This window comes from Vreelandella venusta (genome assembly GCF_015689495.1).
Taxonomy (GTDB): Bacteria; Pseudomonadota; Gammaproteobacteria; order Pseudomonadales; family Halomonadaceae; genus Vreelandella; species Vreelandella venusta.
Genome location: NZ_CP065135.1, coordinates 412,841 through 439,424, shown reverse-complemented (window position 1 = coordinate 439,424; position 26,584 = coordinate 412,841). Strand labels below are relative to the sequence as shown.

Annotated in this window: 22 protein-coding genes, 2 tRNA genes and 3 rRNA genes; 10 read left to right on the top strand and 17 right to left on the bottom strand. The window is 54.6% G+C overall.

Translation table 11 applies throughout. The annotated features are described in order from the left end of the window. Positions 1–39 precede the first annotated feature (39 nt). From etfB to gbdR, 7 genes are all read right to left on the bottom strand, one after another. Positions 40–882 carry an electron transfer flavoprotein subunit beta gene (gene etfB / locus IR195_RS02190; protein ID WP_206048642.1) on the bottom strand — a complete coding sequence of 281 codons (843 nt, stop codon included), beginning with the start codon at positions 880–882 and terminating at the stop codon, positions 40–42. Then, entirely contained in the window at positions 872–2,155 is a 1,284-nt protein-coding gene (gene etfA / locus IR195_RS02185) for an electron transfer flavoprotein subunit alpha (protein WP_206048641.1), read from the bottom strand. Before etfA ends, etfB begins: the two co-directional genes overlap by 11 nt. Then, a complete protein-coding gene (locus tag IR195_RS02180; RefSeq protein ID WP_206048640.1) occupies positions 2,152–4,182 on the bottom strand; it encodes a (Fe-S)-binding protein in 2,031 nt (676 codons plus the stop codon). The genes etfA and IR195_RS02180 overlap by 4 nt, the downstream gene beginning before the upstream one ends. 200 nt (positions 4,183–4,382) lie before the next feature. After that, positions 4,383–6,455, bottom strand: coding sequence for a dimethylglycine demethylation protein DgcA (gene dgcA / locus IR195_RS02175; RefSeq protein ID WP_125745229.1), 2,073 nt, complete (start codon positions 6,453–6,455; stop codon positions 4,383–4,385). A gap of 24 nt (positions 6,456–6,479) precedes the next feature. Continuing rightward, positions 6,480–7,025 (bottom strand): 4-vinyl reductase, encoded by a 546-nt coding sequence (locus IR195_RS02170; RefSeq protein WP_089040921.1) that lies wholly within the window; start codon positions 7,023–7,025, stop codon positions 6,480–6,482. Between the two features lie 81 nt (positions 7,026–7,106). Next, a complete protein-coding gene (locus IR195_RS02165; RefSeq protein ID WP_089039341.1) occupies positions 7,107–8,084 on the bottom strand; it encodes a dipeptidase in 978 nt (325 codons plus the stop codon). 218 nt (positions 8,085–8,302) lie between these two features. Continuing rightward, positions 8,303–9,448, bottom strand: coding sequence for a choline metabolism transcriptional regulator GbdR (gene gbdR / locus IR195_RS02160; protein ID WP_125745227.1), 1,146 nt, complete (start codon positions 9,446–9,448; stop codon positions 8,303–8,305). 361 nt (positions 9,449–9,809) lie between these two features. Here gbdR and IR195_RS02155 point away from each other — a divergent pair, with 361 nt between their 5' ends. Beyond that, positions 9,810–10,754, top strand: a complete 945-nt coding sequence (locus IR195_RS02155; protein ID WP_206048639.1) for a co-chaperone YbbN — start codon at positions 9,810–9,812, stop codon at positions 10,752–10,754. Positions 10,755–10,764: 10 nt separating this feature from the next. Here the strand turns inward: IR195_RS02155 and IR195_RS02150 are convergent, their stop codons facing one another. Continuing rightward, the gene (locus tag IR195_RS02150) at positions 10,765–11,928 is read right to left on the bottom strand and encodes a MalY/PatB family protein (RefSeq protein WP_206048638.1); all 1,164 of its coding nucleotides are present in this window, start codon (positions 11,926–11,928) and stop codon (positions 10,765–10,767) included. Positions 11,929–11,967: 39 nt separating this feature from the next. Here IR195_RS02150 and IR195_RS02145 point away from each other — a divergent pair, with 39 nt between their 5' ends. From IR195_RS02145 to IR195_RS02120, 6 genes are all read left to right on the top strand, one after another. Continuing rightward, the gene (locus tag IR195_RS02145; protein WP_083000801.1) at positions 11,968–12,399 is read left to right on the top strand and encodes a hypothetical protein; all 432 of its coding nucleotides are present in this window, start codon (positions 11,968–11,970) and stop codon (positions 12,397–12,399) included. Positions 12,400–12,489: 90 nt separating this feature from the next. After that, on the top strand, positions 12,490–13,296 hold the full coding sequence (locus IR195_RS02140) for a hypothetical protein (RefSeq protein WP_172419735.1): 807 nt from the start codon (positions 12,490–12,492) through the stop codon (positions 13,294–13,296). 64 nt (positions 13,297–13,360) lie between these two features. Next, a complete protein-coding gene (locus IR195_RS02135) occupies positions 13,361–13,768 on the top strand; it encodes an acyl-CoA thioesterase (protein WP_125745219.1) in 408 nt (135 codons plus the stop codon). Positions 13,769–13,807: 39 nt separating this feature from the next. Continuing rightward, a complete protein-coding gene (locus tag IR195_RS02130; protein ID WP_125745217.1) occupies positions 13,808–14,110 on the top strand; it encodes a hypothetical protein in 303 nt (100 codons plus the stop codon). A gap of 12 nt (positions 14,111–14,122) precedes the next feature. Continuing rightward, entirely contained in the window at positions 14,123–14,644 is a 522-nt protein-coding gene (locus tag IR195_RS02125; RefSeq protein ID WP_125745215.1) for a DUF501 domain-containing protein, read from the top strand. A 70-nt stretch (positions 14,645–14,714) separates the two neighbouring features. Next, complete coding sequence (locus IR195_RS02120) at positions 14,715–15,266, top strand: LOG family protein (protein WP_146944021.1); 552 nt, start codon at positions 14,715–14,717, stop codon at positions 15,264–15,266. Between the two features lie 109 nt (positions 15,267–15,375). Here IR195_RS02120 and IR195_RS02115 read toward each other — a convergent pair whose 3' ends face one another. Together IR195_RS02115 and IR195_RS02110 are read right to left on the bottom strand one after the other, a co-directional pair. Further along, complete coding sequence (locus IR195_RS02115; protein WP_125745211.1) at positions 15,376–15,888, bottom strand: hypothetical protein; 513 nt, start codon at positions 15,886–15,888, stop codon at positions 15,376–15,378. Between the two features lie 47 nt (positions 15,889–15,935). Further along, positions 15,936–16,430 (bottom strand): tetratricopeptide repeat protein, encoded by a 495-nt coding sequence (locus tag IR195_RS02110; RefSeq protein WP_038480797.1) that lies wholly within the window; start codon positions 16,428–16,430, stop codon positions 15,936–15,938. 251 nt (positions 16,431–16,681) lie between these two features. Between IR195_RS02110 and IR195_RS02105 the strand changes: the two genes are divergently transcribed. Then, positions 16,682–17,713: an NADP(H)-dependent aldo-keto reductase gene (locus tag IR195_RS02105; protein WP_206048637.1), complete on the top strand. Its 1,032-nt coding sequence runs from the start codon at positions 16,682–16,684 to the stop codon at positions 17,711–17,713. A gap of 104 nt (positions 17,714–17,817) precedes the next feature. Beyond that, positions 17,818–18,600 carry a peroxide stress protein YaaA gene (gene yaaA / locus IR195_RS02100; protein ID WP_206048636.1) on the top strand — a complete coding sequence of 261 codons (783 nt, stop codon included), beginning with the start codon at positions 17,818–17,820 and terminating at the stop codon, positions 18,598–18,600. 9 nt (positions 18,601–18,609) lie between these two features. Here the strand turns inward: yaaA and IR195_RS02095 are convergent, their stop codons facing one another. Next, entirely contained in the window at positions 18,610–19,185 is a 576-nt protein-coding gene (locus tag IR195_RS02095) for an isochorismatase family protein (protein WP_125745205.1), read from the bottom strand. A 144-nt stretch (positions 19,186–19,329) separates the two neighbouring features. On the opposite strand from IR195_RS02095, the gene IR195_RS02090 reads away from it, so the two are divergent. Further along, positions 19,330–20,181 carry a Tim44 domain-containing protein gene (locus tag IR195_RS02090; RefSeq protein ID WP_206048635.1) on the top strand — a complete coding sequence of 284 codons (852 nt, stop codon included), beginning with the start codon at positions 19,330–19,332 and terminating at the stop codon, positions 20,179–20,181. 138 nt (positions 20,182–20,319) lie between these two features. Here IR195_RS02090 and IR195_RS02085 read toward each other — a convergent pair whose 3' ends face one another. The 6 genes from IR195_RS02085 to IR195_RS02060 all read right to left on the bottom strand — a co-directional run bounded on the left by IR195_RS02085 (position 20,320) and on the right by IR195_RS02060 (position 26,089). Continuing rightward, on the bottom strand, positions 20,320–20,508 hold the full coding sequence (locus IR195_RS02085; RefSeq protein ID WP_120385864.1) for a hypothetical protein: 189 nt from the start codon (positions 20,506–20,508) through the stop codon (positions 20,320–20,322). Positions 20,509–20,849: 341 nt separating this feature from the next. Next, positions 20,850–20,965: ribosomal RNA gene (gene rrf / locus IR195_RS02080) — 5S ribosomal RNA — on the bottom strand. A 118-nt stretch (positions 20,966–21,083) separates the two neighbouring features. Further along, positions 21,084–23,976, bottom strand: a 23S ribosomal RNA gene (locus IR195_RS02075). 227 nt (positions 23,977–24,203) lie between these two features. Beyond that, positions 24,204–24,279 (bottom strand) — tRNA-Ala (locus tag IR195_RS02070). Between the two features lie 111 nt (positions 24,280–24,390). Next, a tRNA-Ile gene (locus IR195_RS02065) sits at positions 24,391–24,467 on the bottom strand. A gap of 87 nt (positions 24,468–24,554) precedes the next feature. Further along, positions 24,555–26,089 (bottom strand): 16S ribosomal RNA (locus IR195_RS02060). The 16S, 23S and 5S rRNA genes sit together here with 2 tRNA genes alongside, the layout of an rRNA operon. Positions 26,090–26,584 lie beyond the last annotated feature (495 nt).

Sequence of the window (26,584 nt, the reverse complement as noted above, 5' to 3'; positions counted from 1 at the left end):
CGGGCTTTAAGATTACGAACATGCCGTGATCAAAAGGCTTCAGCGTAGCACGTCCTCTTCCTTGAGCAGCTTGTAAATCGCCTCTGCACCTTGCTCGGGGCTAACATCGGTAAGCACTTGCCCGCCTTTGCCCTCGGCTTTGGAAGCCGCCGCTTTAAAGCGGTCTCTTGCTGAGGCGGCTTTGATGATTTTCAGACGCTTAGGCCGTTTTCGTGCGGGTCCCAAGTGCCACTGGGCCAACTCACCGTCGGCTTCAGAGCTAGTGGGTACTAGCGAGAAGGTGGCTCGACGAGCTGGGCCGAAAGCGCTCTGACGCGCCGCCGGCGCTGCTTCATCCACGCTGATGATAGCGGGTAGGCGCACCTTGAGACGACGGCGCTGGCCCCGCGGCAACGCTTGAAGCAGCGTTACCACGCCATTTTCCACCGTTTCTATGGACGCTAAGCTATTTACTAACGGCCAACCGAGGTGTTCTGCCAATGCATAGGGCAAAAGCCCAGAGCCTTCCCCGCGCTCAGCTCGGGCACCGGTGATCACTAGCTGAGGTGAGGTAGCGGCCAAATGTTCCACCAGAGGCAAAATAGCATCGCTGCCTTCAGGCTGTTCCAGCAAGGTCATGGACTCAAGCCCCATGCCAACGCCCGTGGCCATCCCTAAGTAACCGCGTAGAGCGGCCTCGCTGTCGACATCCTTAGAACCCGCGTGCAGCAGGTCAATCTGGCTACCCGGCAGCTCTGCTGCTACGGCTAGCGCAAGTTCCAGACCGCGGGCATCCTGCTCGGCGCGCCTAGCACGACCGGTGGTGGGGTGACGACCGATGGAGACCAGCACCGCTACGTTGATACCTGTTTTTTGTTGTGTTTGCTGTTGTTCAGGCCGCATCGCGCTGCCCTCCTCGCTGCTGCTCTACCATCGCCACTAACGCAGCAAGAATTTGCGTGCTGTCGCCTATCACTGCCAGGTCGGCCCGCTTGATCATATCGCAGCCCGGATCGACGTTGATCGCCACCACCTTATCGCAGCGCTGAATGCCCTGCAGGTGCTGGATCGCGCCTGAGATACCGACGGCCATGTACACCCGGGCCGTGACCCAGGTACCGGTCGCCCCCACCTGACGGTCGCGGGCCATAAAGCCATCGTCCACCGCCACCCGGGACGCGCCTTCGGTAGCACCGAGCACTTTGGCGGCGTGGTGGAAAGTATCCCACTGTTTGACACCGTTGCCACCAGAGAGAATGAACTCCGCCTCAGCCAGCGCCACGCCCGCCGGATCCACCGCCACCTGGCCCAGATCCTCGATCCGCGATAGCGTGGTGGGAATCGACGCCGCCAGGCTCACAGGCTCCGCCGCGTGGCGCGTTTCGTCCACTGGCTCGGCGCACTCGGCCAGTGCCAGGGCAACTCGCGGCAGAGGACGCTGGATATCCAGGCTCCCAGCGGCACCACGGGCAGTACAGCGCCACCCCAAAGAGGCCTCATTATCAGCTTCCACCTGCCATACCCCTGTGGCAGCCCGCTCCCCCAGCCGCAAGGCAAGCCGCCGCCCCAGATCAGCCCCGCCTAGAGGCGAGTCCGGCAACAGCCAGAAGCGCGGTGCCATTTCACGTTCGACGGCACCTAGCACCGCTAGCCGTGCCTCAGGAGCAAACCCAGCGTAAAGCTCATCATCAAGATGCACGATGCGATCGATTCCGGCTTCGCCAAGCGCCTCCTCCTTATGCTCGCCGAATAAGATCGCTACCACAGCGCCAGGCTGTTCGGCATCAGCATCTGCCACACGTCGGGCTAGTCCCAACAGATCCTTGTCATGGCTTGAAAGGCGCCCACCGGTCAGGTCGGGTACCACGGCGACCATAAAGGCAGGCTGATCAATGGTCACCCTGCGGCGGCTATCACGAGCCGCCGTGGTGGTCGCGGAGGCCTGCCCTCCTTGCTGGAGGCCGCTACGATCAATCCGTTTGACGCCATTGGGGCCGATAAAGCCAATGGCGCGAGGATTTTTACGCACCACGCCGTTGGGGCCCAGCCACTCACTAGCTGCACCGCCGCCCTCACTGTTGACACCAAGAGCGGCGAGCACACTGGCGTGGTCTGGATGAAGACGGTTCCGGGCGATCCACTCGCGGCGCGGATCGCGGCGAATAATCTCACTCATAAGGCCACCTCTTCAGCAGTTGTCACTGCAGTGTTTCGACGGGATACACCAGACACATCGCCAGCAGGACGCTCTACCAGAGCATCAGCTACCAGCTCAGCGATATCACGCACTTCGGCGCTAGCATCCACCACGCCTTCCAACATGGCAGTGCACTGTGGGCAACCCACCGCCACCAGCTCGGCGCCGCTCTCTTTAACGTCATTCATGCGCATATCAGGAATACGGCGCTCACCAGGAATATCCGTGATTGGCGCCCCTCCACCACCGCCACAGCAGCGCGAACGGAACCCTGAGCGCTCCATCTCGGCAACTTGGATACCCAGCGCTTTAAGCACTCGCCGAGGGGCTTCGTATTCACCGTTATAGCGCCCCAAGTAACATGGGTCATGATAAGTAACGCTGCCACCTTTCCAGGGAGCGAAGTTCAGCCGCCCGGCGTCATACAATTCAGCAATAAAGGTACTGTGGTGGCGCACCTCGTAGTTGGCCTTTGAATCGCTGCCATTTTGCCCTTCTTGAAGAAAGTCGCCGTACTCATTGCTCAGCACATGAAAACTATGCGGATCACAGGTGACAATCTGCTGGAAGCGATACTTGGCCAGGGTGGCAATATTGCGCTTAGCCAAGGATTGGAACGTCGCTTCATCGCCCAGGCGCCGTGCTACGTCGCCGCTGTCGCGCTCTTCATTCCCTAACACGGCGAAGTCTACTTCAGCAGCACGCAGCACTTTCACCAGGGCACGTAGGGTTCGCTGGTTACGCATATCAAAGGCGCCATCCCCTAACCACAACAGCACATCAACCTGCTGTAGGTCGGCCATTAACGGTAGGTTTAGATCTGCCGCCCAGTTAAGCCGTGAGCCTGGGTCGAAGCCGCCAGGATTGTCGGTGGCAATCAGGTTGTCGAGTACCTCAGCTCCTTTATTGGGCGTCTTGCCTCGCTCCAAGGTAAGGTGGCGACGCATATCGACAATCGCATCCACATGCTCAATCATCATTGGGCACTCTTCGACACAAGCGCGGCAGGTGGTGCACGACCAGAGGGTTTCAGCGTCAACCAACGCCTTGCCCTCTTTCATGACAACCGGCGCGACGATAGGCGAATGGGGAGCGCCCTGGTGTTCTCCCACTGGCTTACCAGGATAAGGAGAACCTGCATAGCTAGCATCGCTACCGCCGGCAAATCCCACTACCATGTCTTGAATCAGCTTTTTAGGATTGAGCGGTTGGCCGGCGGCAAACGCAGGGCAAACCGCCTCGCAGCGGCCGCACTGCACGCAGGCATCGAAGCCCAGCAGTTGATTCCAGGTAAAGTCAGCAGGCTTTTCTACGCCCAGAGGCGCTGTCTCATCCTCCAGGTTCAGCGCTTTGAGCCCCGTTGACCGGCCACCACCAAAGCGCTCCGCACGACGGTGAAAGGCGAGATGTAAGGCGCCAGCGAAGGCGTGCTTCATTGGGCCTCCCCAGGTCATACCAAAGAACATTTCGCCCAGCCCCCAAACCACGACGCCCGCTAATACCAGCGCCAGAAGCCAGCTACTGCTACCTGCGACTACGCCTTCGGGCAATAGCCCCACCGTGGGCAGTGTGATCAGGAAGACGCCTATCGAAAACGCCATCAGGCTCTTTGGCAGGCGCATCCAAGGGCCTTTAGAGAGCCGTGCAGGTGGGTTAAGCCGCCGACGCGCTACGAACAGGCTACCGACGAACATGGATGCACTAGCCAGTAACAGCAACCCGCCTAGCAATGGATTGGCGATACCAAGACCATGCACCACAATCATCAGCACGGCGGCAGCAACGAATCCCCCGGCGGTGGCCACGTGGGTATTGGAGATCATTTTGTCGCGCCCCACGACATGGTGCAGATCCACCAAGTAGCGGCGCGGCAGAGCCATTAACCCCTTGAACAGGTTCACCTGTGAGGGGCGACCCTGACGCCACAGGCGTATGCGGCGTACAGCACCGATGACTGCCAGCGCCAGGGCAGTAAAAATCAGTATCGGCAAGAGCGTATCGAGCATGGTACTCACCTCATCTGTCGCGGCGGGACTGCTCCGGCGGCAGACCGCTGCAAGGGCGCTGCAACCCTATTCCTGGGCGCTACCTTTGCCATCTAGCCGCCACGGATGGCGGAAATGCCGTAAACGTATGGAGCTGTTTTACGGCCATGGCAAATGACCCTCACTACGGTCTTCCACCGGCGTCCCGGCTCTCGCTCAGGTCAAAAGTCCTTGCAGATTCGCAGGGCGTCGTAGATGGCCGCGTGGGTGTTACGCGGAGCTGTACAGTCGCCCAGACGGAATAGCAGGAAGCCATCTCCCTCTTCGCTCAGACAGGGCTGCGGCTGAATCGCATAGAGCGCTTCAAGATCCACCTGCCCTTTGTTGCGGGACTGCTCTTTAAGGGCGTAATAAAGCGCTTCGTCAGGGCGCACGCCATTTTCTACGACCACCTGATCAACCACGCGCTCTTCCAAGGCACCGGTATACTCATTTTCGAGTACTGCTACTAGGCCGTCGCCCTCGCGGTAGACCTTATGCAGCATCAAGTCAGAGGACATGATCACTTCTTTCTCGTATAGGCTGCGGTAATAAGTGGGAAAAGTGGTGCCCCCCACCGCTGCACCAGGTTTGATATCGTCAGTAACGATCTCGACCTTGGCGCCCTTATCCGCCAGATAGTCGGCCGCCGAGACGCCAGAGAATTCGCAGATGGCGTCGTAAATCAGCACGTTTTTACCGGGTGCCACCTTGCCTGAGAGAATATCCCAAGTGCTGACCACCAGACTCTCCTCAGCATTCTCCGAATAGCCCCATTCCGGGTGCTGGCTAAGGAAGGGTTGGCCACCGGTGGCGAGCACCACGATATCGGGACGCAGATCAAGCAAGGTTGCCTCATCAGCACGAGTCGCTAGTCGCAGATCGACTTTTAGGCGTGCCAGCTCCAACTGATACCAACGAGTGATACCGGCGATTTGGTCGCGCTGCGGCGCCTGAGCAGCGATAGTGATCTGTCCACCCAGGGCATCAGCGGCCTCAAACAGAGTGACATCATGACCACGCTCAGCGGCAACCCGAGCCGCCTCCATACCGCCGGGACCACCGCCTACTACCACGACTTTGCGCTTGGCGCCCTCGGTCTTTTCAATGATATGCGGCAGACCCATGTATTCCCGCGATGTGGCAGCGTTTTGAATACACAGTACGTCCAGGCCCTGGTATTGGCGGTCGATGCAGTAGTTTGCCCCTACGCACTGCTTAATCTGATCGATCTGTCCCATCTTGATCTTGGCAATCAGGTGAGGATCAGCAATATGCGCCCGGGTCATGCCTACCAGATCCACGTAGCCCCCTTCGAGAATACGCTGGGCCTGATTGGGGTCTTTAATATTCTGGGCGTGGATCACCGGCACATTCACCACTTCCTTGATCCCCGCCGCCAGATGTAGAAAAGGCTCCGGTGGAAAAGACATATTGGGAATAACGTTGGCCAGTGTGTTGTGGGTGTCGCAGCCAGAGCCAATGACGCCGAAAAAGTCGACCATTTTAGTGGCATCGTAATAAGCGGCGATCTGTTTCATGTCTTCATGCGAAAGGCCATCCGGGTGGAATTCGTCACCACAAATGCGCATCCCTACCACAAAGTCATCGCCCACTTCGGCACGTACCGCTTTGAGTACTTCCATGCCGAAGCGCATGCGATTTTCGAAACTACCGCCCCACTCGTCGGTACGCTTGTTGACCCTAGGGCTCCAGAACTGGTCGATCAGGTGCTGGTGCACGGCGGACAGTTCGACACCGTCGAGCCCGCCCTCTTTGGCCCGTCGCGCGGCCTGGGCGAAGTCACCGATAATCCGCCAAATCTCTTCCACCTCGATAGTCTTGCAAGTGGAGCGGTGTACCGGTTCGCGAATGCCAGAGGGGGATACCAGCGTCGACCAATCGAAGCCATCCCAGCGTGAGCGGCGACCCATATGGGTAATCTGGATCATGATCTTGCCACCATGCTTGTGCACGGCGTCCGCCAGGTTCTGAAAGTGTGGAATGATGCGGTCGGTAGAAAGGTTCACCGAGCTCCACCAGCCCTGAGGGCTATCAATGGACACCACTGATGAGCCACCGCAGATACACAGGCCACAGCCACCCTTGGATTTTTCTTCGTAGTACCTGACGTAGCGCTCAGTCGTCATACCACCGTCAGTGGCATGCACCTCGGCATGGGCGGTACTGACCACACGGTTGCGAATGGTCAGCTTGCCGATCTCGATGGGCTCAAAGATTGCGTCAAATGCCATGGTTATCTCTCCTCACACCCAGGGTTAGTGGGCAGCATCGGGCAGCGGTTTGACAGCGAAGACGCCGACATCACAGCCGGGTTCGGCAGCGCTCTGCGTCTGCTCAGCAACGGTGCGCAGCGAACTACCCCGTGCAGCGAGAATTTGATTCATGGCCCCAGCAAACCAGCCAGTGAACATGTACTCGACCTTGCGCCCAACCTTACCCAGTTGGTAAACGAAGGCGCTATGTTCTAGCCGCACCTGAGCCGTGCCAGCGTCAAGATCAATCTGTTCAGTGATGAAGTGGCCCCAGCCACGCTGAGAGAGACGCAGCATGTAGTGCTCAAAAACGGCCTCACCTTCGAGGCCATGGCACTCGGCTTCTTTCTCACACCAGTGCCAGGCACTCTTATAGCCAGCGTGATAGAGGATTTCAGCGTACTTTTCAGCACCTAGCGCCTCTTCAACGGCCACATGGTTGTTGATAAAAAAGTGCCGTGGTACATAGAGCATCGGCAGCGCATCAGTCGTCCAGACGCCGGTTTCACTATCGACTTCGATAGGCAGTGCGGGGGCCAGTTTGGTCACGGGTATCATCCTCTACATCATTATTCTTGGCTAAGGAGCAGGCTTATCCCATCGCTCCTATCAATCTTATGGAGCAAGCGTTTAGGCGCCCCAGACATCCTTGAGGACGCGTACCCAGTTCTCACCCATGACCTTCCTGACCTGAGTTTCACTAAAGCCGCGCTTAAGGAGCGCCTCGGTGAGATTAGGGAACTCTCCGATGGTGCGAATGCCTTTGGGATTAATGATCTTGCCAAAGTCTGTCAAACGACGGGCATAGCCCTTGTCATGAGTCAGCCACTCGAAGAACTCTTGACCGTGTCCTTGGGTGAAATCAGTACCGATGCCGATAGCATCTTCACCAACGATATTCATGACGTACTCGATCGCTTCACAGTAGTCTTCGATGGTGGAGTCGATGCCCTTTTTGAGGAAAGGTGCGAACATGGTGACACCGACGAAACCGCCGTGATCAGCAATGAACTTGAGCTCTTGATCGGATTTGTTGCGCGGGTGCTCTTTGAGCCCGGAGGGCAGGCAGTGGGAGTAGCAAACCGGCTTTTTGGATTCGAGAATCACCTCTTCAGAGGTTTTCGCACCGACATGAGAGAGGTCACACATAATGCCGACACGGTTCATTTCAGCGACGATTTCACGCCCAAAGCCAGACAGGCCGCCGTCACGCTCGTAGCAGCCGGTTCCCACTAGATTCTGGGTGTTGTAGCACATCTGTACAATGCCCACGCCCAGCTGCTTGAAGATCTCTACATAGCCAATCTGATCCTCAAACGCATGCGCATTCTGGAAACCAAAGATGATTCCAGTTTTGCCCTCTTCTTTCGCACGCGTGATATCAGCGGTGGTGCGTACCGGGCGTACCAGGTCACTACACTCGGCCATCAGCTGGTTTGACTTGACGATATTATCGACCGTGGCCTGAAACCCTTCCCACACCGAAACAGTGCAGTTAGCCGCCGTCAAACCACCGCGACGCATGTCCTCAAGCAGCTCACGATTCCATTTGGCGATAATCAAGCCATCGATGACGATAGCGTCATCGTGCAGTTCTGAGGGTGTCATAGCTAAGCTCCAACATTGATTTATGTAGCGAGCATAGCGCTGACGTTGGCTTGGGCTGCTCTTGGAAACGACGACGGAAATTCCAAAAACGTCATTGTGTCGTGAACACGACAGCTACTTGGGATCTTTTGATATTTGCAGCAGCGTGGTAGCAATATAAAAAAACGTGCTACCCGACGCTGGGTAGCACGTTCTCATCGTTGGCTGCGTAGGCAATATCAGCTCAGCAGCGTCACGCTGGCAAACGTAGGCTCTCCCTGAGCACATGCAAGTGCTTGCTGAGCGCTTGAGAAAGGCTCATTGGCATTGGGCTCGCTCCCCCACCGTTTGATCAGCGGTGGCGACTTGGCGTGATTATTTGCTTGTCGATCATGCACCCCGAGGCGCTCATTTCTTGGCGGTACGCCAAAGTATTCACGGTAGCACTTAGAAAAATGGGGCGTAGAAACGAAGCCACAAACGGAAGCAATCTCGATAATCGATAAAGGCGTTTGCTTAAGCAATTGTCTAGCACGCACTAAGCGCAGCTTGAGATAATAACGCGATGGCGAGCAGAGCAGATAGCGTTGGAATAGGCGCTCTAACTGGCGACGCGAAACATTGACATAACGAGCGAGTTCGTCGAGTTCGATCGGTTCCTCAAGGTTGGATTCCATCAAAGCGACGATCTCCAACAGCTTGGGCTGGGTAGTGCCCAGCACATGTTTAAGCGGCACGCGCTGCTGGTCCTGCTCGTTACGCACACGCTCATAGATAAACATCTCGGAGATGCCTGCCGACAGCTCACGTCCATGGTCATGAGCAATCAGGTTAAGCATCATATCGAGCGGTGCTGTGCCGCCAGACGCGGTGAATCGATCCCGGTCAATCGAAAACAGAAAGGTCGTCAGAATGACATTCGGGAAAGCTTCCTGCATAGAAGCCAAACACTCCCAATGGATGCTGGTCTCATAGTGATCAAGCAGCCCTGCTTGGCCTAGCGCCCAGCTTCCCGTACATACCGAACCTAAACGTTTGAGTTGACGCGACTGCGACTGAAGCCAACGCACATGCTCACGAGTAACACTATGCTGAGGCCCCACTCCTCCGCACACAACGACCCACTCTAGCGATAAGGGGGCGTGCATAGAAGCATCCGGCGTTACCTGCAACCCATCACTGGCACGCACCGGCAAACCGTCTTGGGTTAGGGTGTACCAGCGGTATAGTTCGCGGCCAGATAATTGATTAGCCATCCGCAAAGGCTCAATGGCTGAAGCTAGGGAAATTAACGTGAAATTATCCAGCAGGAGAAAACCAAGGGTTTGCGGTTCACCCGCACGATGGAGATTTGCTGTCTGGTCTTTTGCTTTGTCTGATGTCATCGATTTACCCTCCGTCACCTTAGATCATCAGTTTTTCTTTTTATTAGTATAGGTGGCGCTGGCGTTTCTTAGTTTCCCATTACTGCAGTGAACACTCACTCGTGCCGGGGTGGCATTACTCATGAGTCGCATTTTGGCACGAATACGCCGAATAGCGACAAAACCATCTTACAAACCAAGTGGTACGTCGCAAATGCAACAGTAGAGGTCGTTCTTAAAACGCCTGACAAGTCACTCTGATTTCGATTCTTGAGCAGCCCTTTTTGTGATAGGTACTTTATTTACCGCTGTTTCCTTGAATCCGTCCCCGATTGCCTGCATATCATAACGTAATCCACTTCAAGCGATGCAGAGCCTAGCCATGTCCATTATTGATCCCCGTACCGGCAATCCGTTGACCGCGGAACCTGCTAATATCAACAACGAAGAAGCGGGCACAGCTCGTCCTTCCGTGACAGCTGAAGAAGTTATTATTGAGCTTGACGCTGGCAATATTCAGCAAGTACTTGAAGCATCGATGCAGGTGCCAGTGCTACTGGGCTGTCATTCACCTTCCAACGCCAGCGGCAACGCTCTGCTATCGGTATTAGAAAAGTTAGCCGTTGAGTACGCGGGCGCCTTCCTGCTTGGCAAGCTGGATGTTGAAGCTAACCCAGAAATCGCTAGCCAGTTAGGTGTTCGCTCGACCCCCGATGTTAAGCTCGTTAGCCAAGGAGGCTTGGTCGATAGTTTCCAAGGCGTACTACCTGAGAAGGAAGTGCGCGAGTGGCTAAACCGCTACTTCCCAGCCCCAGGCGATGCACCGCCCAGTCCAGAAGATCAAGCCGAAGAGGCATTAGCAGCGGGCGATGCAGCAGGCGCACGCGAAATTTATCAAACCCTGATTAGCCAGTATCCAGAGCACTACGCCTACCAAATCAGCCTTGCAAGGGCACTGGTGGCTGAAAAGCGTGGAGATGAAGCTCGCAGTGTGCTCGACAACTTACCCCCCGAAGAGCGCGATGCCGCACCTGCCCGCGGCGTGCGAGCCAGTATCGAATTTAGCGAGCAGGCTCTTTCTGTCGAAGACGTCGCCGCGCTGGGTGATCGCAACGACAGTGAAGCGCGCTACCAGCGTGCACTGCGCCATGTTGCCGATGGCCAATACGAAACAGGCCTTGAGGGGCTGCTTGGTTTAATGAAAGATGACCGCGCCTATAACGACGACGCGGCCCGCAAAACCTTATTGCAAGTATTCGACGCTTTGGGTGCCGACCACCCGCTAACCGTTACCTATCGGCGCAAACTATTTGCTCTGTTGTATTAATTAGTTCTGATCAGGCTTTCAGCAATTCATCCATTCTTGCTAACGCCGCTTCCAATTGCGAAGCGGTAGTACCAAAATTAAGCCGCACAAACCCAGGGCAGCCAAACGCAGCCCCATCAGACAGCGCTACGCCCGCCCTTTCCAGTAATGCCTTGGCGGGCGAATCGCCTAACCCCGCCTCGCGCATATCCAGCCACGCAAGATAAGTGGACTCCGGCTCGCTCATGGTCACTCCCGGCCATAACGCTACCCGAGCCTGCAGCGTAGCGCGGTGATCACGCAGTACCGCTAACAGCGCTTGGCGCCAGGGTTCACCTTCGCGATAAGCCGCTTCAGCAGCAACCAGCCCCAGCACATTGCCATCAGGTAAAAAGCCTTTTGTGGCCTCAGCAAAACGCTTTCGCAGCGCAGCATCAGGGATAATGGCACAGGCACTGGTCAGCCCCGCAAGGTTGAACGTTTTTGACGGCGCCCATAGCGTGATCGTGCGTTTAGCCAGTGCCGGGATCATAGCAGCCAAGGGGCGATGTTGTGCCCCCTCGTCTAGCAGTAGATCACAGTGCAACTCATCAGAGACCACCCATAAATCATGCCGCTCAACGACGGCGGCCAACTTGGTAAGCTCCTGGTCACTCCATACACGCCCTGTTGGATTGTGCGGGTGGCACCACAGCAGTAGGCGGGTTTGCGGTGTTATCGCGGCTTCTAGCGCGTCAATATCCAACTGCCAAGGCTCGCCAGGGGACTCTGGCTCAGCTAACATCGCTTGCTGGGCCAGCCGTCCTGTGCGCTCTGCAACGGCCAGGAAAGGTGGATAAATAGGGGCAATTGTAAGCACCCCGTCACCAGGCTTGGTGAGCGCCATCGCCGCAAAATGCAACGCGGGCACAACCCCAGGCAACCACTGCTGCCAATCAGGCTGAATCGACCAATCGTAATGATGGGCGCTCCACTGGCAGAGGGCTTCGGTTAACGTATCGGGCACCTCGCCATAGCCATAGACACCGTGCTCCACCCGGGCACGTAGCGCCTCAATCACGGCGGGCGGTGAGCAAAAATCCATATCTGCCACCCACAACGGCAGTACGTTTGCATCATAGCGATGCCATTTTTGTGAGGCGTACCTCCCTTCGGGAGAGCGTCGTTCGACGGGCGTGACAAAATCAAACGCCATAATTAATCTCACTTATGTTCTTGGGAGTAACTATTGAGCATGCCGCAAGATGACTTTTATACCAAGATGCGCGCGGGACTATCGGCGTTGTTGCGGCAGTGGCGTTCACTTGGCCAAGCCGATACAGATCAACTGGCACTCATTTTGGCTGAAACAGCGCGAGTTGCAAAACTGGGCACACCCGATGAGACGCCAAGTGGCGCCACACTTGAGCAGTGGAGCCATGAAGAACATGGTGAAATACCACTCTGGGCCCCTCGCACCGCGGTATTTTTACTCAACCAAATGCCCGCCCGTCCCACTCCACAAAGTGATGCGGAGGCCTGCGCCTGGGCTTACTGCTGGCTGCGCAACCGATCATTTGATTCGCTGCAAGCCGCTCATGATGCATTGCCGCCCCACTTAAAAGTGCCGCTCGAAAATGCCTTAGAGGCCGCTTGGCGCGATCAACAGGGCCTCCGTCTGGTATAGCTAGCGAACATTTCTACTAACGAGGTGTGTAACTAACGGCGTTTGCGCACCCGCGACTTTATGATTTGATAACAACAAGGAAAACACCGCATGATAGAGGTTCCTCTCACTTGGCAACTGGCAAAACTAGGCCTCTCAATTGGCATGGTGCTCGGGCTTGGCGCCGTTGCGGTGCGTGCCAGCCCCCGTATAGCGGGGCTACTGGCGGGTTACCCACTAGGCACCGCGTTAGCGCTGTTTTTTATTGGTTTAGAAATCTCCCCGCTTTTTGCAACTCAAAGCGCGGTACATACACTGGCAGGCTTCACCGCCACAATGGCTTTCGTCGCAGGCTATGTAGTGGCAGGTCGTCAGCCAGGATTCAAAGGCATTGCAGGTGGCTTAGCAGGCGGCTTTATTGCATGGTTCGCGGTTAGCACTGTGCTTGCCCAGTTCAACTTTACGCGACTTAGCGGTACGCTGCTCACACTCGGCGCTATCGTTGTATTTAGCCTATTATTTCGCAGTATTCCTGATGTAAAAAGCCCCGCCAGTCGTGCCTTTTCACTTACCGCACTTGCCGCGCGAGCATGCTTGGCTACCGCCATCGTTTTTGTGATTACCTGGCTTGCTCATTGGTTGCCCCCCGCCTGGGCGGGTACGCTAGCGGCTTTTCCAGTCACCATGCTGCCTTTTCTGCTCATCCTGCATTTAAACTATGGGTTCGCGCCAGCAGCAACCGTGATCAAACACTACCCCATGGGGCTTGGCTCATTGCTGAGCTATACGCTATGCGTTTCTTTAACTTACAGCACGTTAGGCCTTTTCTGGGGAACATTAGCGGGGTTTGCAACCGCCACACTGTGGCTACTTGGCTGGATGCAGTTCACCGCCTGGTATCAACGTCGCGCCACTTGACCAAGCGCTCGCTAGGGGTAATTCTGGTTAGCCTGAATTGCTGACAACTAATAAGGATCTCCTGATGTTCACCCGTATGATTGAGCCAGCTTTTTACGATACCGATGCACTAGGCCATATTAATAATACCCGTCTGCCAGCTTGGTTTGAGCTAGCACGTAACGATTTATTCAGGCTGTTTACGCCAGACCTCAACCCTAAACAGTGGCGTTTGATTATGGCGCGAATGGAAGTTGATTACCGTGCTGAACTGTTCTACGGCCACGACATCGAATTACGTACCTATTTGACACGTTTAGGTACCAGCTCGTTTACAGTGACTCAGGAGGCGCGCCAAGATGGCACGCTGACTAATGTGGGGCATACCGTACTGGTGCAATACGACCATCAAGAAAAACGTGCGGTACCTATTGAAGGTGACTTGCGTGATGCGCTATCCGCACACTTACACAGCGCGCCAACGCCAGCTTAATTCACTCCCCTCCGCTCGGTGGGGCCCAGGGAAATTCCCATGGCAATCCGTTATAATCTTTGGATCGATCCGGATAATACGGCGCAGCATCGCGCCGTTGAAGCCGACCTTGAGCGCTATTTTATGGAGCGCTTTGCTGACTACCCGCATATCCGCTTGTTCGGCGCAGACCCTTACGATTATGATGCCCCGTTCAATCGACTTTACGATGTATTAATGGCGCGAGCCGCAGAATATTGCGAAGAGAAGTGGTGCTATGTCGCCACACCTGAACAGCTTAATCGCTGTTTTTTCCGCGCCGTTGGTCGCTCAAATAAGTTTATTCAAGATGACCGAAAGTGAGACATCAACGCAATGGTAATCCGTACCGACCAAGCGCCCGATGAGCGCCAGCTAGCTATTATCACGCAACAGCTCGGGCGTGCTCCTCGCGGTATTGAAGCCGTTGCGGCTACCGATGCCCACGGCACTCCGCTGGTGCTGCGTATGGCGCCAATTGTCGATGGCAAACCGTTTCCCACCCTTTACTGGCTATGCTCCGACCTACTCAAAATTGAGATCTCACGAATTGAAGCCGTAGGTGTCATTAAGTCGCTGGAGCAGCGCCTTCAGGAAGAGCCTGAGTTTCTGGATGCTTACCAACAAAGCCATCACGATTACGTTAAGGCACGTTGGGCGTATATGAGCGATGCCCAACGCGATGAAGTCGCTAAGCTTGGCTATAGCGATGTTCTCACCGAACGAGGTGTGGGCGGCATTAGCAACTGGCAACAGGTACGCTGCTTGCACACTCAGTATGCCCACCATTTATGCGGTAATAACGTGATCGGGCAATGGATGGATGAGCACTACAACGTTCAGCGCTGCCTACGCTAACGGGCACATTCATGGCTTGATAACTCACCACCCATTTATCAGCAGCTGACCTGTCATAAGGACGCTTACCATGGCACGAATTTGTGTATATCTCGGCTCGCGTGAAGGGAACACCCCCGCTTTTCGCCAGGCCGCCAACGCACTTGGCACCGCCATTGCCGACCACGGGCACACGCTAGTTTATGGCGGTGCACGTATTGGTTTGATGGGGGCGCTCGCCAATGCGGCGCTAGAGGCAGGCGGTAAAGTGATCGGCGTGATGCCCGATCACCTTGTTGATCGCGAGCAGGCACACTTTGGCTTGACTGAGCTGATACGCGTGCCAAATATGCATGAGCGCAAAGCGACCATGGCCGCCAATGCTGATGCCTTTATTGCCCTACCTGGCGGCATAGGCACCTTTGAAGAGCTGTTTGAAATCTGGACCTGGGGCTATTTAGGACTTCACGAAAAGCCCATGGGTCTACTCGATACCGATGGCTTTTATGCCCCACTGCTTACCTTTTTGGATAGTACCGTCAGCCACGGTTTTTTAGCCCAAACAACACGCGATATGTTGATGGATGCGCCTACGCCCAACCAACTACTGGCTGCATTAGAAACACAGCTTGGCTCAGCGTAAGCCGATAGTGTTAAAGAGATAGAGTGATTAAGGGCAGTGATTAAGGGCAGTCATTAAGAGTAGCGTTTACAACCAGCACTGATGGCCCGTCCTAAGAACACTCCCGGTATCAGCGTTTAGTGCCTTCAGCTAGTAGATAGGTACGCTGATAAGTGAGCTGTAACAGACGAGCATCCTCGCCCGCGCGGTGACGGTGTATACCACGCTCGGCGATAACAGCTTCCTTTGTGTTGCTCCACAGAGCTTGCTGCTCTTCGCTGAGCAAAATCCGCAATGCTTCTAAACGGAAACGCGGCAGCATTCCCGCATGGTGAAACAGCAGCGACAACCAGGTGTTATCGTATCCCCAGCTATCACTATAAGCCTTGCCTATCTCACGCAGTTCGTCGTTTAGCCACTGCGCCACTTGACGTACAGGGTAGCCTTCTCGCTGTAACCGAGCTCGGGAGATTCCGTGTAAAAGTTCAGCTTTGGAGTCCCAATGCGTCCACTCCGCCAACGGCTGAATGAGAAACGCGCAGCAGCTTCCGTCAGCACGCGCAATGCCAACTTCAATAGGATAGCTGCCGCGCCCAAATCCGGACGCTTCAATATCTAGCACTGTCGGTAGCGTCTCGGACACTGATTTCCTCATTCACTGATCTCAGCGGCCAAACCACTGACTTTCTTCTAGGCGGCCGCCATTTCCGTCGTTGACTGACGATCAGCCAAGCGTTGCCAGTAGGCCGCTTGCTCGCCGTCTACAGCCAAGCCTAGCTCACCTAGCCGATAGGCGCGCGCTAATCGCTCTGCGGCCAAATAATGGCCTGACTGAGCAGCTCGGGCATACCACGTTACCGCGTAATCCTCGCGCCGCGGATACTGAACACACCCATGCTCATGAATTTGCGCTGCTTGATACTGTGATCTTATATCGCCAGCCTGAGCCGCTTCTAGCACATAACGTGCGCCACGCGCCTTATCCTGCGGCGACAAGCTGCGATGAAACAGCATGTGGCCGTAGATCGACTGCGCGTCCGGATGCCCCGCTTCTGCACAGCGTTTAAACAAGCGCATCGTCAGCCGCTGGGTGCGCGGTGAACGCGGCAATAACCAGCGAGTATGAAACAGCTGTTCGGCTAGGCGAAACTCTAACCGGGTAAACAAAGTTGATGCCTGCGGCATGGCAAACCACCCTGCCTATCTGTTGAGATCCTCGGCTAGCCATCACTGCTACGATCTGACCGCTAACCATACGATTAACCAGCGCTAGGCTGGTCGATGGGCTGGCAAGCATACGCCTGCCTTTGCGCTTACTCAACCCTATTGATTTGCTGCTTTTGTAGCGCCTCGCTAACATGCCTGTCACGCGCCGTTATTTACGGCGTTTATCACCGAATATCCTGAGGCAATTTCGCTTCATTGAGGAGACGATAATGCAAACGCGCCCACTGGGTAGAACCGGGATGGAGGTCAGCCGACTTTGCTTAGGCACCATGACCTTCGGCGAACAAAATAGTGAATCAGAAGCCCACGAGCAGCTTGATCGCGCTGTCGCTTTTGGCATCAATTTTATTGATACCGCTGAAATGTACCCGGTTCCACCAAAGGCTGAAACGCAAGGGCTTACAGAGTCTTATATTGGCAGTTGGCTGAAAGCCCGCAGTGCCAGAGACGATGTCATTATTGCTACCAAAGCCGCTGGCCCTGGCTTAGACCATATTCGTGGTGGTCCAAGAATGACTCGCGACCATCTACATCAAGCTGTTGAAACCAGCCTTGCACGTCTCAACACTGACTATATCGATCTCTACCAATTGCACTGGCCAGACCGAAAAACCAACTTTTTTGGCCAGCTGGGTTATACCCATGAAGAGCAAGAAGACGCAACGCCGCTAGAAGAAACACTGTCAGCACTAAAAGAACTTGTTGATGCTGGAAAAGTGCGCGCCATTGGCCTTTCTAATGAAACGCCATGGGGAGTTATGCGCATGCTGCAGTTATCTGAGCAGTTGGGGCTGCCACGGGTCGCATCTATTCAAAACCCCTATAACTTGCTTAACCGCTCGTTTGAAGTCGGCCTCGCTGAGATCGCTCACCGTGAAGACGTGGGCTTACTTGCTTACTCGCCACTGGGCTTTGGTGTGCTGTCGGGTAAGTACCTCGATGGTGCGCAGCCGCCGAAAGGGCGCTTGACGCTTTATGAGCGGTTTAAACGCTATACCTCGCCAGAAGCAGAAGCGGCAACGCGGGCCTACGTTCAACTGGCCAGGGCGCATGACTTGGATCCTGCCCAAATGGCGCTGGCATTTGTAAACTCTCGCCATTTCCTGACCAGCAATATTATTGGCGCCACCACGATGGATCAGCTTGAAAGCAACCTCGACAGCGAGAGCCTTAAGCTGGATGAAGAAGTGCTCACCGCGATCGACGACATCCATCGTCGGATGCCTAACCCCTGCCCCTAATCACGTTTTCACTATCAAACCGATAGCCTCGGCCATCGCCGAGGCTTGGTATAATCGCATCAGTCACTTCTTCCTCTTTTCTGTCACGGCATAAGGAGCACGCCATGCTGAGCGTTATTTCCCCCGCCAAAACGCTAGACTTTGAAACACCCTCAACAACCGATAAGGTCACCCAGCCCGACTTTCTCGACCATAGCCAACCATTAATTGAGATTCTGCGCGATTATTCACCACAACAACTCAGCGATTTAATGGGCATCAGCGATAAATTGGCGGGCCTTAACGCTGCACGCTTCGCTGACTGGCAACCGCCGTTTACCTTGGATAATGCCAAGCCAGCGGTTCAGGCTTTCCAAGGAGATGTCTACACAGGGTTAGAAGCCAACACCTTTAGCGATGACGACAACCTTTTTGCTCAGCAACACCTACGCATTCTATCGGGGCTATACGGCTTGCTGCGTCCACTGGACCTAATCCAGGCCTATCGGCTGGAGATGGGCACCAAACTGCCCAACGACGCTGGCAAGGACCTTTACGCTTACTGGAAGCCAACGTTAACGCAAGCGCTTAATAACGCCATTGCAGAAAGTGGCTCAAACGTACTGGTCAACCTTGCCTCTAACGAATACTTCAAGGCGATCGATACGAAAAAGCTAGCCGCTCGGATCATCACCCCCGTTTTCAAAGATGAGAAAAACGGCTCGTTCAAAATCATTAGTTTTTATGCAAAAAAAGCCCGCGGCTTGATGAGCGCATGGATTATCCAACAACAAATCAACGATCCCGAGCAACTCACTGCTTTTGACGTGGCTGGGTATCGGTTTGATCCTGCGGCCTCTCAAGGTGACACCTTAGTGTTCACCCGTAACGAAAATGCTCGTCAATAAACGCACTCATTAGAAGAAAGTCACAGCGCGCGCCGAGCGCGGTTTTAGAAAGCGTTGATGGACATCTTTGAACAGTGGCGTATCACAGCGATATAGCCATTCATAGGCCACCATGTCTGCTGTCACCGCCACCGCTCCGTTAGCACAAGCGCGCTCCCGAGCAAGGCGGGCCTCATCACTGCGACGGCTCGCCGTCGCTTCGCTCAGCCAAAACACTTGATACCCCGCTTCTAACAAGCCAAGCGCACTTTGCAAAACGCAGATATGAGCTTCCGTGCCGCAAAGAATCACTTGTTTGGCCCCATGTTCGGCAAGTGCTTCAGCAAACGCAGCCTCTTCCATTGCGCTGAAATGATGCTTTTGCCAAATGCGATGATCGCCGAGTGCATTTAATAACGCTGGAGCAGTACCACCGAGCCTCTCTGGATACTGCTCAGTTAGCCAAACAGGGACGTTTACTGCATTAGCAACACCAGCCAACCAAGCAGCTTCTTCAATCGCTGATTGGCCTCCATCAATCACGGGCAAGAGCCCCGCTTGAAAGTCGACAATGAGTAACAAACTTTGAGCTTGATGTAAGCGCACTTTCTTAACCTCTTTTTGTCTTTATACACAACAACACCTTAACCCGTTTCCCCACTTACACGGTAAACTTATCACTGCTTATTCCCGATACGCCTCTCCCGAGGTGGATCACCTTACTTTCTGCATCTCTCATGGAGAATAAAAATGTTACGACAGTTGTTTGCCATGTTCCTGGTCAGCGTGATGGGCATAAGTGCCGCCGTTGACTATGCCGAAGCGCGACGCTTAGGCGGCGGTAGCAGTATGGGTAGTGTTTCTCGCTCGGCGGATAAGCCCGCCAGCACTCCAACACAACAGCAGACACAGGGCACCCAGCAACAGAGCGCAGGCGCGGCGACCACTCCTCGTCGTGGCGGCATGGGCGGAATGATGGGAGGCTTACTCGCCGGTGGCTTGCTGGCCGCCCTCTTCTTCGGCGGCGCGTTTGATGAGCTGCGCCTTATGGACATACTGCTAATGGCTGGAATTGTTGCCTTAGCAATCTTCGCTTTCCGCGCCTTTATGCAACAGCGACGGCCAGCATCAGCCACGGCGGCAGGCTATCAACGTGAACGCCAGGAGACTCAGCACACACCGAGCAGCTTTACCGCAGCACCTGGCAGTTTGGCGAGCAGCTTACAAAGCACGCCGGCCTGGTTCGATAAAGAGCGTTTTTTGGGCAGTGCCAAAGAGCACTTCATGAAGCTCCAGCGCGCTTGGGATAATAACGACTTTAGCCAAATCCAAGAGTACGTCACGCCGGAACTCTATAATCTACTGCGCCAGGAGCGTGCTGAGCAGCCTGCCAACAACCGTACCGAGGTGGTGCGCCTGTTTGCTGAACTAGGTGATATCAAAGAGTACGATGCCCATGCCGAAGTCAGCGTTATTTTCCACGGTATTTTGGAAGAGAACAGTGAGCAAACTGAGTTCAACGAAACATGGCACCTAACGCGTAGTCTGCGCGACCAAGCGCCCTGGTACCTACAAGGTATTGAGCAAAACCCAAGCTCATAGCCATTAAAGGCAGCCAGTATGTACGCATCTGATAAGTAGCATAACTGCCTTAGAACGCAAAACAGCCGCTTTTTAGCGGCTGTTTTTGTATCGGTAACGTAACGATACGCTACCGATACGCGGTGGAGAGGCGCTCGTTTACTCCTCAGCAGACTCTTCAATATTCTCGCCCATCTCTTCTAGGCTTTCGCCCGCATCTTCCATGCTCTCATCAATGTTTTCACCAGCTTCTTCAGCAGGCCCCTGATTATCACAGGCAGCTAGGCCACCCATCATCATGGCCATCAGTAGCGCAACTGCAAGCTTCTTCATCAACGGGGTACTCATATCGCTTCTCCTCCTGAGATGCTGCTTGAATGATAGGTACTTGCTCATACTAGTTGCTAGGTAGCACTTACGCCACCACGGACCAGTAACTCCTTGTTATTTAATTTATTAAAACGGTTGCTTTAAGGAAGTTCTATGCACTTCTCCGCGCCGCCCTTGTCATTCCCGCAGGCCCTTAGCGGGAATCCATGTTGGGCTGGGGTTTCGGGCTGCTGCAGGACAAGGACAAGGTGGATTCCCGATCACCCCACTCGGGAATGACGGTGCGGAGGCTTGGGAACGATTTTCTTCCGCGCAAACAAAAAACCCAGCCGGTTGGCTGGGTTCTTTGTTAAATAAGTGCCTGACGATGACCTACTCTCGCATGGGGAGACCCCACACTACCATCGGCGCTAAGCGGTTTCACTTCTGAGTTCGGCATGGGATCAGGTGGTTCACGCGTGCTATGGTCGTCAGGCGTAACTTGTAATGCATATCATGCTGAGGTGTTTTGTGGCGTCTCTCGTTTCCTGTCACCGACAGGAAGCGCGTATCCGGTTTTCGTTATCACTGCGACCAGACCCCTTGGGTGTTATAGGGTCAAGCCTCACGGGCCATTAGTACACGTTAGCTCAACGCCTTGCAGCGCTTCCACACCGTGCCTATCAACCAGCTGGTCTCGCTGGGCCCTTCAGGAGGCTCTAGGCCTCAGGGATGTCTCATCTTGAAGGGGGCTTCCCGCTTAGATGCTTTCAGCGGTTATCCCGTCCGCACATAGCTACCCGGCAATGCCACTGGCGTGACAACCGGAACACCAGAGGTGCGTCCACTCCGGTCCTCTCGTACTAGGAGCAGCCCTTCTCAAACATCCAACGCCCACGGCAGATAGGGACCGAACTGTCTCACGACGTTCTAAACCCAGCTCGCGTACCACTTTAAATGGCGAACAGCCATACCCTTGGGACCGACTTCAGCCCCAGGATGTGATGAGCCGACATCGAGGTGCCAAACACCGCCGTCGATGTGAACTCTTGGGCGGTATCAGCCTGTTATCCCCGGAGTACCTTTTATCCGTTGAGCGATGGCCCTTCCATACAGAACCACCGGATCACTAGAACCTGCTTTCGCACCTGCTCGACGTGTCTGTCTCGCAGTCAAGCACCCTTATGCTCTTGCACTCATTGCACGATGTCCGACCGTGCTGAGGGTACCTTCGTGCTCCTCCGTTACTCTTTGGGAGGAGACCGCCCCAGTCAAACTACCCACCACACACTGTCCTCGATCCGGATAACGGACCTGAGTGAGAACGCCAATGATGCCAGGCTGGTATTTCAAGGTTGGCTCCCCTCGAACTGGCGTCCGAGATTCAAAGCCTCCCAGCTATCCTACACAGGCAACATCAGCGTCCAGTGTGAAGCTATAGTAAAGGTTCACGGGGTCTTTCCGTCTAGCCGCGGGTACACCGCATCTTCACGGCGATTTCAATTTCACTGAGTCTCGGGTGGAGACAGCGTGGCCATCATTACGCCATTCGTGCAGGTCGGAACTTACCCGACAAGGAATTTCGCTACCTTAGGACCGTTATAGTTACGGCCGCCGTTTACCGGGGCTTCAATCAAGAGCTTCGGACGAATCCTAACACCATCATTTAACCTTCCGGCACCGGGCAGGCGTCACACCCTATACGTCCGCTTGCGCGTTAGCAGAGTGCTGTGTTTTTACTAAACAGTTGCAGCCACCTGGTATCTTCGACCGGTTCGGGCTTAGAGAGCAAGTCTCATCACCCTACGCCGGCGTGCCTTCTCCCGAAGTTACGGCACCATTTTGCCTAGTTCCTTCACCCGAGTTCTCTCAAGCGCCTTGGGATTCTCACCCTGACCACCTGTGTCGGTTTGGGGTACGGTCGCACATGATCTGAAGCTTAGAGGCTTTTCCTGGAAGCGTGGCATCAATGACTTCCTGACCGTAGTCAGTTCGTTTCGTGTCTCGGCCTTGAAGGGTCCCGGATTTACCTAAGACCCAAGCCTACTCACTTTCACCAGGACAACCAACGCCTGGCTCACCTAGCCTTCTCCGTCCCCCCATCGCAATCATGTCCGGTACGGGAATATTGACCCGTTTCCCATCGACTACGCCTTTCGGCCTCGCCTTAGGGGCCGACTCACTCTGCTCCGATTAGCGTCGAACAGAAACCCTTGGTCTTCCGGCGGGGGAGTTTTTCACTCCCCTTATCGTTACTCATGTCAGCATTCGCACTCGTGATACCTCCAGCGAACTTCTCAATTCACCTTCATCGGCTTACACGACGCTCCTCTACCGCTCACACATAGTGTGAACCCGTAGCTTCGGTACCTGGTTTAGCCCCGTTACATCTTCCGCGCAGGCCGACTCGACTAGTGAGCTATTACGCTTTCTTTAAAGGATGGCTGCTTCTAAGCCAACCTCCTAGCTGTCTGAGCCTTCCCACATCGTTTCCCACTTAACCAGGATTTCGGGACCTTAGCTGACGGTCTGGGTTGTTTCCCTTTTCACGACGGACGTTAGCACCCGCCGTGTGTCTCCCACGCTTGCACTCACCGGTATTCGGAGTTTGCCTCGGGTTGGTAAGTCGGGATGACCCCCTAGCCGAAACAGTGCTCTACCCCCGGCGGTGATACGTGAGGCGCTACCTAAATAGCTTTCGAGGAGAACCAGCTATCTCCGAGCTTGATTAGCCTTTCACTCCGATCCACAAGTCATCCAAATCTTTTTCAACAGATCCTGGTTCGGGCCTCCAGTTGATGTTACTCAACCTTCACCCTGCTCATGGATAGATCGCTCGGTTTCGGGTCTATATCCAGCGACTGTGTCGCCCAGTTAAGACTCGGTTTCCCTACGGCTCCCCTAAACGGTTAACCTCGCCACTGAATATAAGTCGCTGACCCATTATACAAAAGGTACGCAGTCACAGAACAAGTCTGCTCCTACTGCTTGTACGCACACGGTTTCAGGGTCTATTTCACTCCCCTCTCCGGGGTTCTTTTCGCCTTTCCCTCACGGTACTGGTTCACTATCGGTCAGCCAGGAGTATTTAGCCTTGGAGGATGGTCCCCCCGTCTTCAGTCAAGGTTTCTCGTGCCCCGACCTACTCGATTTCACATGATCAGATTTTCGACTACGGGGCTATCACCCACTACGGCCGCGCTTCCCAGCGCATTCGTCTAATCAGTCACATGCTTAAGGGCTGGTCCCCGTTCGCTCGCCGCTACTAGGGGAATCTCGGTTGATTTCTTTTCCTCAGGGTACTTAGATGTTTCAGTTCCCCTGGTTCGCCTCTTACGCCTATATATTCAGCGCAAGATACTCATCTTATGATGAGTGGGTTTCCCCATTCAGAGATGCCCGGGTCACAGGTTGTTTGCCACCTCGCCGAGCCTTATCGCAGGCTTCCACGTCTTTCATCGCCTCTGGCTGCCTAGGCATCCACCGTGTGCGCTTCATTGCTTGACCCTATAACCCGAAGGAGTCTGGTGTCTCGCAATGATAACGATTGCCGGATACGCTTGAGACGTATCACAAAACAATTACGTATAAACGTTTTAAAACGTTTATGTCAGCATGATATACATTGTTAAAGAGCGACTGTTCGATGAACAGTGATAAGGCAACGCAGTCTTAGCGTTTAACTTATCAGTGGTCACAAAACATCAACAAACGGTTGGTAACGTACAACTTAATGGTGGAGCCAAGCGGGATCGAACCGCTGACCTCCTGCGTGCAAGGCAGGCGCTCTCCCAGCTGAGCTATGGCCCCATTGTTTTTGCTGACCTAACCTCTTGCCATTAATTTCTGTGAGACAAGGCAAAATGCAACGACGTATAGACTGCTATACGAGGAGCATTGTAACGTAGCATCACAGGAATTTGGTGGGTCTGGGCAGACTTGAACTGCCGACCTCACCCTTATCAGGGGTGCGCTCTAACCAACTGAGCTACAGACCCAAGAGGGGATCGTGCTTAAACCGTTTGCTCTATTATCTGATCAGGTAATTCATTGTGAGCGCTTACCGCGAGGGATGATGCATCGTTTAAGGAGGTGATCCAGCCGCAGGTTCCCCTACGGCTACCTTGTTACGACTTCACCCCAGTCATGAACCACACCGTGGTGATCGCTTTCCCGAAGGTTAAGCTAACCACTTCTGGTGCAGTCCACTCCCATGGTGTGACGGGCGGTGTGTACAAGGCCCGGGAACGTATTCACCGTGACATTCTGATTCACGATTACTAGCGATTCCGACTTCACGGAGTCGAGTTGCAGACTCCGATCCGGACTGAGACCGGCTTTTCGGGATTAGCTGACTCTCGCGAGCTCGCAACCCTTTGTACCGGCCATTGTAGCACGTGTGTAGCCCTACTCGTAAGGGCCATGATGACTTGACGTCGTCCCCACCTTCCTCCGGTTTGTCACCGGCAGTCTCCTTAGAGTTCCCGCCATTACGCGCTGGCAAATAAGGACAAGGGTTGCGCTCGTTACGGGACTTAACCCAACATTTCACAACACGAGCTGACGACAGCCATGCAGCACCTGTCTCTGCGTTCCCGAAGGCACCAAGTGATCTCTCACAAGTTCGCAGGATGTCAAGAGTAGGTAAGGTTCTTCGCGTTGCATCGAATTAAACCACATGCTCCACCGCTTGTGCGGGCCCCCGTCAATTCATTTGAGTTTTAACCTTGCGGCCGTACTCCCCAGGCGGTCGACTTATCGCGTTAACTTCGCCACAAAGTGCGCTAGGCACCCAACGGCTGGTCGACATCGTTTACGGCGTGGACTACCAGGGTATCTAATCCTGTTTGCTACCCACGCTTTCGCACCTCAGTGTCAGTGTCAGTCCAGAAGGCCGCCTTCGCCACTGGTATTCCTCCCGATCTCTACGCATTTCACCGCTACACCGGGAATTCTACCTTCCTCTCCTGCACTCTAGCTTGACAGTTCCGGATGCCGTTCCCAGGTTGAGCCCGGGGCTTTCACAACCGGCTTATCAAGCCACCTACGCGCGCTTTACGCCCAGTAATTCCGATTAACGCTTGCACCCTCCGTATTACCGCGGCTGCTGGCACGGAGTTAGCCGGTGCTTCTTCTGCGAGTGATGTCTTTCCTAATGGGTATTAACCACTAGGCGTTCTTCCTCGCTGAAAGTGCTTTACAACCCGAGGGCCTTCTTCACACACGCGGCATGGCTGGATCAGGCTTTCGCCCATTGTCCAATATTCCCCACTGCTGCCTCCCGTAGGAGTTCGGGCCGTGTCTCAGTCCCGATGTGGCTGATCATCCTCTCAGACCAGCTACGGATCGTCGCCTTGGTGAGCCTTTACCTCACCAACTAGCTAATCCGACATAGGCTCATCCAATAGCGGGAGCCGGAGCCCCCTTTCTCCCGTAGGACGTATGCGGTATTAGCCTGGGTTTCCCCAGGTTATCCCCCACTATCGGGCAGATTCCTACGCATTACTCACCCGTCCGCCGCTCGTCAGCGGGTAGCAAGCTACCCCTGTTACCGCTCGACTTGCATGTGTTAGGCCTGCCGCCAGCGTTCAATCTGAGCCATGATCAAACTCTTCAGTTTAAAATCATTGTGATGCTTACTCGTTACCCGAAGACAACAAAAGCGCATCAAACTTGGCTCAAGGTTCAAACGAATTCATTCAAACTTTCGTTCTCATGACCGCTTGCCTTGATATTTGGTGATTTATCACCCTCATCGGCAAGCGCCCACATGAATTACCTGATCAAATTGTTAAAGAGCTGTTTTCGCTGCTGAACTTCCGAAGAAGTCACTGGCTAACCGATGAACTGGCTTGCCTCAGCGAGGAAGGCGTATTCTACGCATTTCCTAGTGTTTGTCAATCACTGTTTTAAGTGAGTGAAGCGAGTGAGCGAAGAAAGCGAGATAACGATGCTTTCTGGCGTGGCTCGTTTCAAAAAGCGCCGGAAGACATCGAAGCATATTACTGCTGAGTTCTTCTAACTCTCTGACAAACCGAAGGTTTTCACCTTCAATCACCGCTGGTAACGCTGTGCGTCCCCGGCAGCGGATGCGTACTTTACGGATTCGCTGCCG

Bases quoted from the DNA above. Each gene is read 5' to 3' on its own strand.
- etfB (WP_206048642.1), bottom strand. From the start codon at position 882: ATGCGGCCTGAACAACAGCAAACACAACAAAAAACAGGTATCAACGTA.
- etfA (WP_206048641.1), bottom strand. From the start codon at position 2,155: ATGAGTGAGATTATTCGCCGCGATCCGCGCCGCGAGTGGATCGCCCGG.
- IR195_RS02180 (WP_206048640.1), bottom strand. From the start codon at position 4,182: ATGCTCGATACGCTCTTGCCGATACTGATTTTTACTGCCCTGGCGCTG.
- dgcA (WP_125745229.1), bottom strand. From the start codon at position 6,455: ATGGCATTTGACGCAATCTTTGAGCCCATCGAGATCGGCAAGCTGACC.
- IR195_RS02165 (WP_089039341.1), bottom strand. From the start codon at position 8,084: ATGACACCCTCAGAACTGCACGATGACGCTATCGTCATCGATGGCTTG.
- gbdR (WP_125745227.1), bottom strand. From the start codon at position 9,448: ATGACATCAGACAAAGCAAAAGACCAGACAGCAAATCTCCATCGTGCG.
- IR195_RS02155 (WP_206048639.1), top strand. From the start codon at position 9,810: ATGTCCATTATTGATCCCCGTACCGGCAATCCGTTGACCGCGGAACCT.
- IR195_RS02150 (WP_206048638.1), bottom strand. From the start codon at position 11,928: ATGGCGTTTGATTTTGTCACGCCCGTCGAACGACGCTCTCCCGAAGGG.
- IR195_RS02145 (WP_083000801.1), top strand. From the start codon at position 11,968: ATGCCGCAAGATGACTTTTATACCAAGATGCGCGCGGGACTATCGGCG.
- IR195_RS02140 (WP_172419735.1), top strand. From the start codon at position 12,490: ATGATAGAGGTTCCTCTCACTTGGCAACTGGCAAAACTAGGCCTCTCA.
- IR195_RS02135 (WP_125745219.1), top strand. From the start codon at position 13,361: ATGTTCACCCGTATGATTGAGCCAGCTTTTTACGATACCGATGCACTA.
- IR195_RS02130 (WP_125745217.1), top strand. From the start codon at position 13,808: ATGGCAATCCGTTATAATCTTTGGATCGATCCGGATAATACGGCGCAG.
- IR195_RS02125 (WP_125745215.1), top strand. From the start codon at position 14,123: ATGGTAATCCGTACCGACCAAGCGCCCGATGAGCGCCAGCTAGCTATT.
- IR195_RS02120 (WP_146944021.1), top strand. From the start codon at position 14,715: ATGGCACGAATTTGTGTATATCTCGGCTCGCGTGAAGGGAACACCCCC.
- IR195_RS02110 (WP_038480797.1), bottom strand. From the start codon at position 16,430: ATGCCGCAGGCATCAACTTTGTTTACCCGGTTAGAGTTTCGCCTAGCC.
- IR195_RS02105 (WP_206048637.1), top strand. From the start codon at position 16,682: ATGCAAACGCGCCCACTGGGTAGAACCGGGATGGAGGTCAGCCGACTT.
- yaaA (WP_206048636.1), top strand. From the start codon at position 17,818: ATGCTGAGCGTTATTTCCCCCGCCAAAACGCTAGACTTTGAAACACCC.
- IR195_RS02090 (WP_206048635.1), top strand. From the start codon at position 19,330: ATGTTACGACAGTTGTTTGCCATGTTCCTGGTCAGCGTGATGGGCATA.
- IR195_RS02085 (WP_120385864.1), bottom strand. From the start codon at position 20,508: ATGAGTACCCCGTTGATGAAGAAGCTTGCAGTTGCGCTACTGATGGCC.